This window comes from Streptomyces sp. NPDC058459 (assembly GCF_042721685.1).
GTDB lineage: Bacteria > Actinomycetota > Actinomycetes > Streptomycetales > Streptomycetaceae > Streptomyces.
Genome location: NZ_JBHXLV010000247.1, coordinates 1 through 9,192 on the forward strand (window position 1 = coordinate 1; position 9,192 = coordinate 9,192).

Here is a 9,192-nt window from a genome sequence, read left to right on the forward strand (position 1 = left end):
CTCGTCGACGGCCGCGAAGGCGGCCAGCACCGCGCCCAGCGCGCAGCCGCCGCCGGTCACCCGGGTCAGCAGGGCGTCCCCGTTGGCGATCCGCGCGTCACGCGCCCCGTCGGTGACGAAGTCCACCGGCCCGGAGACGGCGACGACGCCACCGGTCGTCCGGGCCAGCCCACGCGCCGACTCCTCGGCGGCCGCCACACCGTCCGCCGCGTCCACCCCACGGCCGCCGCCGCCCGCCCCCGCGAGCGCGATGATCTCGGACGCGTTGCCCCGGATCACCGTCGGCCGCAGGCCCAGCAGGTGCCGGGCCAGCGCGGTGCGCACCGGCAGCGCGCCGACCGCTACCGGGTCGAGCACCCATGGCGTGCCGGCGGCGGCCGCCGCACGTGCCGCCTCGGTCATGGCGGTGCGCTGTTCCGCGTGCGGTGTCCCGAGGTTGACCAGGACCCCGGAGGCGATCCGCGCGAACGGGCCGGCCTCCTCCGGGATGTCGACCATGGCCGGTGCGGCGCCCAGGGCCAGCAGGACGTTCGCGGTGAAGCCGGTGACCACCGCGTTGGTCAGGCACTGGACCAGCGGGGCCTGCGCCCGCACCCGGGCGAGGGCCCGCGGGGCGAAGGCGGCGAGGCCGGTGGGACCGGCGGGCGTCGTGGACATGCGCGTTCGCTCCGGGGGAGTCCGAGGGAGAGGGCTGAGGCGTACGGGGCGCCGGCGGGGCGCCGGCGGTGCGGCAGAGGGCAGCCGCGCGGGCGCGGGTCAGGCGCGGGGACGGCCGCGGAGCCGGAGCGGCGCGTAGACGGCGACGGCCACCAGGAACGCCACGTAGAAGGAGAGGTCGGCGCCCTTCAGGGCGGAGGCCGCCGGTCCCTCGTACAGGGTGGTGTTCATGAAGGGCACGGCCGCGGCGAAGGCGGCGACGAAAGCGGCCGACGACGCCCACCCGGAGCGGGACCGGGCACCCCTGGCGCGACCGGCGGAGCCGTCCGTACCGCCCTGCCCGGCTGCCTCGGCCACCTCGGCCACCTCCGCCTCCTCGGCCCTGAGGTCGATCGGAGCGCCCTGCCGCGCTCGGACGCGGGCCCGCCAGTCCACGATGACGATCGCCACGAACCCCGGGATCCAGTAGCCGACGAAGAGCAGCACGTTCTGGAAGCGGGCCGCGGTGTCGGCGGCGTGCATCCAGAGCACCAGCGGAAAGCCGAGCACGGCGGCGAGTACGGCGGCCGCCGGGCGCGGCAGACGCACGCCTAGGGTCTGGAGGGCCAGCGAACCGCTGTAGTCGTTCATGGCGTTGCTGCACACCGCCGCCAGCGCCACGGCGAGCAGGCCGAACGCGGCCGTGGCCCCGCCGCCCAGCAGTTCCTGCACACCCCGGGCGGTCTGGTCGGTCAGCACGGACGCACCCAGCAGCCCGAGCGCCTGCACGGCGACGAAGGACACCGTGAGGCCGAGCAGGGTGTACCAGAACATGCGCGGGCGAGAGGTGGCGCGCGGCAGGTAGCGGCTGAAATCGCTGGCGTACGGCGCCCAGGACAGCGTCAGGCTCAACGCGATCGTGCTGGTCAGTACGAACGCGCCGGCCTGGTCGGCGCCGTGCGCGCTGCCGGCCGCCACCGGATGGGCACCGTCCAGCAGCCGCCAGGCGATCAGTCCGAACGCGGCGCCGAGCACGAAGGTCATGACGATCTGGAGCCGGTGGATGGCCTCGTACCCCAGCACGCCCAGGGCGGCCTGCCCCAGCATCATCGTCAGGACGCCGAGCCAGAACGGCCAGCCGCACAGCCGCGCGAGCGCGTCACCGCCGAAGAGCCCGATCAGCGCGTCCCAGGCCACCGAGGACAGCCATTGGAGGACGGCGGGCAGCGCCACCGCCCGGCCGAACGCGAGGCGCGCCAGCGGCAGTTGCCCGGCACCGGTCTGGCTTCCCCAGGTCCCCAGATACGCGGTCGGCACCGCCCCGACCAGGGTGCCGAGGACGACGGCGGCGAGCGCGGCGCCGAAGTTCAGGCCGAGTGCGACGCCGGTAGTGCCGGTGAACACGCCGGTCATGGTGAGGTTGGGCGCGAACCACACGGTGAACAGGCGGCCGGGGCCGCCGTAACGGTTGCTCTCGGGGACCGGCGCTATCCCGTGCGCCTCGACGCGGAGGTCACCGGCGGCCGCAGGCATCCGCCCGTCGAAGACATGTGGCCGGCCGTCGGTGGACGGTTCGCCGGCAAGACGCACCACACTCATGGAAGACATCCCTCCGCCAGTGCTAACTGGTTCAGGTTCAACGGGTGTGATCTCAGCCCTCGGACGGGGCACCCCGTGTCCGTTACGCCGGCCAGCCTACTGCAACTCCTTTCCGCCGCGAGCCCGTCGGTTTGCGTATGGCGGCCGGAGCCGGGGCGCTCAGGCCGTGTCTGACAGACGATCTCTGCCGAGCAGAGGTGTCCGAAACTGACGGAGAGGTCATGGACCCCGCCCCGGCACGTCAGTTCAGCCCGTGACTGGGTGGATGTGCACCGGCCCCTCCGCGGCCCCGAGCGGGCGGCAGCGGCACCTGGGACTTTGGCGGTCCCTCGCCCCGGAGCCGGCCGTACGTGCCGTCCCAGTGGCAGCCGGGGTGACCGGTTTCGGTGTCGCCACCGCCTCGTTCTTCCGGCGTGTCAGGCGCCGAAGGGGGCGACGCGCCGCAGGACGTCCAAGGACTGCCGCGTGGGCCGCTGCTGCTCGCCCTGCAGGGAGGTGAGTACGACCAGCGCGGCGGTGAGGGAGGGCACCACCCACTGCATGAGAGTGAGGTGCTGCTGCGCCGTCTCGAGGTCGCCGGGCGCCTCCTCCCCGATCTGGCGGGCGTCGGGGTCGTCGGAGGTGGTGAGGTCGACCTTGTGACCCAGGACGCGGGTGTACGCGGTCGCGGCCAGGGCGGCGGCGGTGACGGCCAGCTTCACCGCGGTGGAGGCGGCGACGCTGTTCTGGCGGGCCACCCGTTCCTTGTTGGCGTTGAGGAGCCCGGCTCCGCCCACCAGATGCGCCACCACGGCGGCGGCGCCCACGGGCGACCACTTCGCCCAGCCGGCGCTGGCGATGCGCGCGGTTTCCCGCACCGTACCGCCTTCCGCCTCGGCGGCGCCGTTGAGTCCGACGGCCCCCATCAGAGATCCGCCGAACCAGGCCGCGAGGCCCAGGTCGTGTGCGCTGCGCAGAAACGTGTCGGTCTCGGACATGAAGTCTCCTGAGTGTGGCGCTGACGGGCGTACGGTCGTGCGTCTTTCCTCAGCCGCCGTGGTGTGTGCCCTGCGGCATCGGGTGGCATACGCCGCCGCGGACCATGTCCAGGTGCATGGCGACGACGGGGCGGGCTGTCCGGGCGGCCGCGACCTCGCTCGTCTTCGATCCCTGCTTGATCTGCTGGTCGATGGCGACCAGCGTCTTCCGGTGGGCCGCGTCCTGAGCCTTGAGCCAGGCACTGTCGTACGCGGAGCTGCCCGCCTTCGCCTGGACCGCCTTCAGCTCCTTCTGCTGCGCGGCGGAGGGCGCTGTCGGCAGCGTGGTGTGCGTGGCGTACGCCAGCTTGCGCACCGAGGCGTCCAGCTTGGTGTGGTCGCGCACCCAGGTCTGTCCGGCTCGCTGTACGCAAGCCGTCGTGCCGTGCCTGCCGGCGTCCTGGCCGGCGGCGATCTCGGCCAGGTTGCCCTGGTGCGACTGCACGAGGAAGGTCTGGTCCTGGTTCGAGGGGGAGGGGGCCGCGAAAGCGTGAGGGGCGGAGAAACCCGCCAGAGCCGCTGCCGCGACAAGAGCGGCGAGGATGTGCCGAGGCATGAGGTGAACTCCTCTTTCTCGTCGGGTCCGTGGGGCTCCCGAACGGCAGACGGCCGAATCCGGAAGCCTCGCTCGGGTCGCAGAAACGGGTGCCACGCCATGAGCACCCCGACACATCCAAAACGGTCTTTTCGGGCACCCGTCCCGTCGTCTCCCACAGGCAGCCCCCCGGACATCCCGAACCGGCGCCGAAACGACACGCCGCGAGTCGTTGCCGGGGTACCCGTACCGGCGTCAGCGTCTTCGCAACCCTCGAAAGGCGCTTCGTCCGAGGAGCGGCTCGGCCGTCGCGGCCGCGGAGGTGGTGGCGGGGCGGCGCAGGCTCAGCAGGACGGCGCGGCGGCGGTGCGGCTTCCTACTGCGGCCCGGCGTCCCGTAGCAGACCGCGCGAACCGCATTCGTTCACGCCTTCCCGGAATGCGCCTCAAGACCGCATAGGGCACCCCCTTAGGGGTTGTAACGTGCGGGCCGCGTTCGTGGGGTGGTCACGGTCGAGGGCTGTCGTTGTCGGACAGGCTGACAGCTCCCAGCTCGATCAGCGCATCGGCGGTCGCGGTGATGGTGTCCGTGATCTCCCTGGGCTCCCAGCCCAACATCGATCGTGCCTTGTCGTTGCTGATGACAGGGACCCGGCCCTCCAGCACTGCGGCCTCTCGCAGAGCGGGCTCCGTCTTGGCCACCTCGCGCACCTCCTCGATGGTCAGCTCCTTGGCAGGAAGCTTGTCCGCGAAGGCGGGGAACCGCTTGCGCAGGATGTTCGCCAGACCGAAGAGGCTGGACGACTCCTTGTTGGCGATGAACCGCTCGCCCGCCGCCTCAGGGTGCACCATCGCGCGCAGGTGCAGGTCCACGACGTCACGCACGTCGACGACGCCGAAATGCATGACCGGGACCACAGGCATGTACCCGTTCAGCATCGCTTTGATCAGGCCGATCGAGCCGGAGGGCCGGTCCACCAGCTGGGGGCCGAAGATGCCCGTGGGGTTGATCACCACGAGCTCGATGTCTCCGTGAGCGCGGACGTAGTCCCACGCCGCCGCCTCGGCCAGGATCTTCGACTTGTGGTAGGCAGGCAGGCCCGGGGTTTCCGGGTCGGTCCAGTTCTCCTCCGTGTAATGATCGTCGGGTGTCATCGTGTACCCGACCGCGGCGTAGGAGGACGTCATGACGACCCGCGGAATGCCGGCGCTGCGGGCCGCGGTGATGACTCGCAGGGCACCGTCACGGGCAGGGAGGACGACCTCGTCCTCCGTCTCGGGCGGAGCGACCGGGAAGGGCGAGGCGTGGTGGAGGACGTGGGTCGCACCGTCCATAGCCTGTGCCCAGCCCTCATCGGCGCTGAGGTCGGCGACGACGAACTCCAGGCGGCCTGTCGGATCGATGCCGGACTGCTGGAGCGCCGCCAGCTTCTCGGCCTGCTGCTGCGACCCCCGGACTGTCGTCCGCACGCGGTGACCTTCCCGGAGCAGCCTCTCGATCGCGTGGCTGCCGACGAAGCCGTTGCCACCGGTGACCAGCACCGTCGCATTCTCAGGGACGGACACATTGTTTGCCATGCTCATGGTGTTTCGATCCTTCAGTGCTTGAAGTGTTCCAGTAGGCGCGTGACTTCTTCGACGGCGCGGTTCTCGGCGGGGGCGTCCCCGCGAGCACGGGCGTCCCACATATCCGCTTTGCCGCGCAGATACGCCAGACGGAGCTGCAGTCGCTCGATGTCGGCCGCCAGCTTTTCCGCCTGAGCGGCGAACAGGTCCCGCAGATCGCCGGCTCCGGAATCTCCGCGGGCGAGCAGGTCCAGGTAGCGACGCAGGCCGCTGACTGTCACCCCTGCTGAACGCAGGCAAGCCAGCGCCTCGACGCGGGCCGCGGTTGCTGGCTCATACCGGCGATGACCGCTGGAGCCGTCTCGAGCGACCTCTCCCAGCAGCCCGATCTTTTCGTAGTAGCGCAACGTGGGCTCACTAAAACCCGACCGTCGTGCCATCTCCTGAATGGTTAGACCCACTGACTCTCGGGCTGCTGCTGACATGTGAGAAGCATCCGACACTTGAAGCGCTTGAAGTCAAACGCCGTAAATGTGAGGTGCGCTACGTGTCGGGAAGGTCTGATCGCGGACATCGCCGCGCCCGCCGCGCTGGCCATGGACTGGGCGGGGCCCCGGCCGCCGAAGCCGCCCCCCCGCCGGCGACCTTGTCGGAGTCGTAGGTGGCCTCGTCGCTGCGCGGGAGCCTGCTGCCGCCGAGGCGGGGCGCCGGCTGTCTCGTCGGCGGCCCCGGACGGTCAGGACGTGAGGGGGCGGCGGAGCCCTGCCAGGAGCAGTGCGATCAGTCGGCGGGGGTCGTAGCGGGGGTCGCTGCCGCGTCCGATGCAGAGGTTGCCGATGCCGCGCATCAGCTCGTAGGGCCGGGTTCCGGGCTGGATGTCGCCGGCCTCGACCGCGGCGTCGATCAGCTCGGCGGTGACGGGCGACAGGCGGTCGAGAAAGTGGGCGTGGAGGTCGGCGAAGCGGTCGCTGTCGGACTGGAGGGCGTCGGCGAGACCGTGCTTGGTGACGAGGAAGTCCACGAACAGGTCGATCCACTGGCTCAGCGCGTCGAAGGGTGTCCGCTCGCGGGCCAGCAGGGTGGGGCCGGCCTCTGCCAGAGCTTCGATCTGCTGGTAGTAGACGGCCGTGACGAGGTCCGCGCGGGTGGGGAAGTGGCGGTAGATCGTGCCCATGCCTACGTTCGCCCTGGTGGCGATCTGACGGATAGGCGCATCGACGCCCGAGGTGAGGAACACCTCGGCGGCAGCCGTGAGCACCGCCTGCTGATTGCGCAGGCTGTCGGACCGTTTGCTCTTCGCCGACGACGTTCCGGCGGGGCGCTCGCTGGGCATGACGTCTTCCTTCCCGCACCGGTTGACAAAGCGGAACAGTGCTCCGCACAATAAATGGAGCGTTGCTCCGCTTCAGGGTAGCGCACCTTGGCCCCCCTGCGTCGTCCCCCTCTGCCAGGGACGGCGGGGCTCTCGAAGGAGTTCTCCTGTCATGAACACACTTGCTCCCACCGATAAGCCGACCCCCGTCCTCTCCTACAGTCCCGTGGTTCTGCCGGTGGCGGGGCGTCCCGTGGACCTGCACGTCCGCGTCACCGCCCCGGTCGCGGGGACGGACCTTCCCGTGATCCTGCTCTCCCACGGCCACGGGAACTCCAACCATCTCTCGTCGCTCGACGGCTACGCGCCGATCGCGCAACTGTGGGCGCGGGCCGGGTTCGTCGTCATCCAGCCCACCCACCTCTCCTCCAGGACCCTGGCACACCGCCTCGAAGACGCTCCCGGCGCGCCGCTGTTCTGGCGCTCACGCGCCGAGGACATGACCCACATCCTCGACCGGCTCGCCGTGATCGAGGAGACCGTGCCCCACCTCGCCGGACGCGTCGACCACGACATGATCGCCGTCGCCGGACACTCCCTCGGCGGGTTCACCGCCAACCTGCTGCTGGGCGCCCAGGTCACCGACCCCGTGAGCGGGGAGCGGACGAGCGTACTGGAGCCCCGTATCAAGGCGGGTGTCGTGCTCGCGGCTCCGGGCCGGGGCGAGGTCATGCACGCCTCCATGGCGGAATCGATCCCGGTCTTCGCGACCATCGACTTCTCCACGATGGACACCCCCGCGCTGATCGTCGCCGGGGACAAGGATGACTCCCGGCACTTCACGGACGCCGGCCCCGAATGGCACGCCGACCCCTACACCCTGGCCCCCGGTCCCAAGACGCTGCTCACCCTCTTCGACGCCGAGCACGGGCTGGGCGGCATCGCCGGATACGACGCCGACGAGACCACCGACGAGAACCCCGAGCGCGTCGCCGCCGTCGGGCGCCTTACGGCGGCCTACCTCTCCACGCACTTCCGCCTCGACGACCACGCCTGGCGGACGGCCTGCGAAGACTTGCTGGCCGGCTCCGGTGCGACGGGTCGCGTCGAGTCGAAGCAGGCCCGCCGGGCGTGACCGGGAGACGGACGCCCCTACCCACGCTCACGTCCCGTGGGCCGAATCAGCCAGGAGACCGCACATGAACATAGCCATCATCGGCAAGGGCAAGGTGGGCTCCGCTCTGGGAGCGAAGTTCACCGCCGCGGGCCACGCGGTGCTCTACGGTTCCCGCACCCCGGACGACACCGCCGGCACCCTCGACCAGGCCGATGCCGTCCGGGCCGCCGACGTGATCGTCACCGCCGTTCCCGGCACCGCGGTCGTACCCACGTTGGAGGCGATCGGCGAGGACGTACTCGCCGACAAGGTCGTGCTGGACGTGTCGGCCGCCATGACGGCTGACTGCGCTCTGGTCCATCCCAACGACAGTGTCGCCCGGCAGGTGCAGGCACGCTTCCCCCGCGCCCGGGTCGTCAAGTCGCTGAACACCATGAACCACTCGGTCATGGTGGACCCGCTCACCTCACTCTCCCAGGCCACGGTGTTCGTGGTCGAAGCGGCGTCGGTGAGGAAGGCTCACGGGTAGCAGCGTGGCGGCCTCGACGGCGCCGAACACGGCCATCGGCGCGGCCCCGCCCACAGGACGCGGAGAACGACTTCCCCTTCAGCCCGGGGTGCTGCACCGCCGCCGCGCGGGTCAGCGGGCGCTGCCGGGCCGGCGGGCGCGGCGGCCGAAGGTGAACCGGAGGGGGATCAGCACCAGCCACGTCCACAACGCCGCCCGAGGGGAGGCGAAGGCGATCGGCACCGTGGCGCCGAAGACCACCACCGTCACCGTCAGGTCCGTCACGATGCCCCGGTCACCGTACGGCCCCCCGCCCCGTGCCGGGCGCCGGTCGCGCCGGAGCGTGAGCAGCAGCGCGAGTTGCAGCAGGTCGATGACGATCACGGTTGCCGAGTAGAGCGCCACCGCGAGCGGCTCGGACGCGTACTCCGACAGCAGCGTGGTCGGGAACGGCAGCAGCGCGATCGCTCCGAGCCCTGCGAGGGCGAGCCGCAGCGACAGGCCCTCGACCCGGTGGGCCAGCCGCAGGATGCGCCGGTGGTCGCGCCAGAAGCCCGCGAGGATGGCGAAGCTCAGCGCGTAGGCGCCGATGTGGGGCAGCAGGTCGTACACCATGTGGCGGAAGCCGGCCGCGTCCAGACCGCCGGTGACGTGGATGTCCAGCACCAGCAGCGTCATCGCGATGGCGAAGATCCCGTCCGACAGCGTGATCAGCCGGGCCAGGTTCCGCGCGTCCGGGCCGACGCCGTCGTCATCCGGGTCGCTGCCGCCGATGTCCACCCGCACAGCCTGACCGGCCGCGCCGGGAAGCCTGCCCATTACGCCTCTCGCGGGCACGTCGCGGTGCCGTCGTACGAGCGCGCGGGCCCGGCATGACCCCGCCCGGGACCGCGCGGTGTCATGC

Annotated in this window: 10 protein-coding genes and 1 riboswitch; of the genes, 2 read left to right on the forward strand and 8 right to left on the reverse strand. The window is 71.3% G+C overall.

All coding sequences use genetic code 11. The features are described 5' to 3' along the window. From thiM to ACFWN1_RS29360, 7 genes are all read right to left on the reverse strand, one after another. Positions 1–657: hydroxyethylthiazole kinase (gene thiM, locus ACFWN1_RS29330; RefSeq protein ID WP_384368443.1), on the reverse strand; the 657-nt coding region annotated here is incomplete at its 3' end. 99 nt (positions 658–756) lie between these two features. Then, positions 757–2,235 carry a purine-cytosine permease family protein gene (locus ACFWN1_RS29335; RefSeq protein WP_384368446.1) on the reverse strand — a complete coding sequence of 493 codons (1,479 nt, stop codon included), beginning with the start codon at positions 2,233–2,235 and terminating at the stop codon, positions 757–759. Beyond that, positions 2,227–2,321: riboswitch (TPP riboswitch) on the reverse strand. Its footprint overlaps the gene before it by 9 nt. Positions 2,322–2,651: 330 nt before the next feature. Further along, positions 2,652–3,212, reverse strand: a complete 561-nt coding sequence (locus ACFWN1_RS29340; protein WP_384368449.1) for a hypothetical protein — start codon at positions 3,210–3,212, stop codon at positions 2,652–2,654. 49 nt (positions 3,213–3,261) lie between these two features. Beyond that, positions 3,262–3,807, reverse strand: coding sequence for a DUF4142 domain-containing protein (locus ACFWN1_RS29345; protein WP_384368452.1), 546 nt, complete (start codon positions 3,805–3,807; stop codon positions 3,262–3,264). A 485-nt stretch (positions 3,808–4,292) separates the two neighbouring features. Further along, a complete protein-coding gene (locus ACFWN1_RS29350) occupies positions 4,293–5,369 on the reverse strand; it encodes an SDR family oxidoreductase (protein ID WP_384368455.1) in 1,077 nt (358 codons plus the stop codon). Between the two features lie 14 nt (positions 5,370–5,383). Further along, on the reverse strand, positions 5,384–5,836 hold the full coding sequence (locus ACFWN1_RS29355; RefSeq protein WP_384368459.1) for a MerR family transcriptional regulator: 453 nt from the start codon (positions 5,834–5,836) through the stop codon (positions 5,384–5,386). 251 nt (positions 5,837–6,087) lie between these two features. Then, the gene (locus ACFWN1_RS29360; protein WP_384368462.1) at positions 6,088–6,684 is read right to left on the reverse strand and encodes a TetR/AcrR family transcriptional regulator; all 597 of its coding nucleotides are present in this window, start codon (positions 6,682–6,684) and stop codon (positions 6,088–6,090) included. A gap of 151 nt (positions 6,685–6,835) precedes the next feature. Here ACFWN1_RS29360 and ACFWN1_RS29365 point away from each other — a divergent pair, with 151 nt between their 5' ends. Beyond that, a complete protein-coding gene (locus ACFWN1_RS29365; RefSeq protein ID WP_384368465.1) occupies positions 6,836–7,798 on the forward strand; it encodes an alpha/beta hydrolase family protein in 963 nt (320 codons plus the stop codon). Between the two features lie 64 nt (positions 7,799–7,862). Continuing rightward, positions 7,863–8,309, forward strand: coding sequence for an NADPH-dependent F420 reductase (locus tag ACFWN1_RS29370; RefSeq protein WP_384368468.1), 447 nt, complete (start codon positions 7,863–7,865; stop codon positions 8,307–8,309). A 111-nt stretch (positions 8,310–8,420) separates the two neighbouring features. On the opposite strand, the gene ACFWN1_RS29375 is transcribed toward ACFWN1_RS29370, so the two are convergent. After that, the coding region (locus tag ACFWN1_RS29375) for a TMEM175 family protein (RefSeq protein ID WP_384368471.1) at positions 8,421–9,192 on the reverse strand (772 nt) is incomplete at its 5' end.

Coding starts and splice junctions, on each gene's coding strand:
- ACFWN1_RS29335 (WP_384368446.1), bottom strand. CDS start 2,235: ATGAGTGTGGTGCGTCTTGCCGGCGAACCGTCCACCGACGGCCGGCCA.
- ACFWN1_RS29340 (WP_384368449.1), bottom strand. CDS start 3,212: ATGTCCGAGACCGACACGTTTCTGCGCAGCGCACACGACCTGGGCCTC.
- ACFWN1_RS29345 (WP_384368452.1), bottom strand. CDS start 3,807: ATGCCTCGGCACATCCTCGCCGCTCTTGTCGCGGCAGCGGCTCTGGCG.
- ACFWN1_RS29350 (WP_384368455.1), bottom strand. CDS start 5,369: ATGAGCATGGCAAACAATGTGTCCGTCCCTGAGAATGCGACGGTGCTG.
- ACFWN1_RS29355 (WP_384368459.1), bottom strand. CDS start 5,836: ATGTCAGCAGCAGCCCGAGAGTCAGTGGGTCTAACCATTCAGGAGATG.
- ACFWN1_RS29360 (WP_384368462.1), bottom strand. CDS start 6,684: ATGCCCAGCGAGCGCCCCGCCGGAACGTCGTCGGCGAAGAGCAAACGG.
- ACFWN1_RS29365 (WP_384368465.1), top strand. CDS start 6,836: ATGAACACACTTGCTCCCACCGATAAGCCGACCCCCGTCCTCTCCTAC.
- ACFWN1_RS29370 (WP_384368468.1), top strand. CDS start 7,863: ATGAACATAGCCATCATCGGCAAGGGCAAGGTGGGCTCCGCTCTGGGA.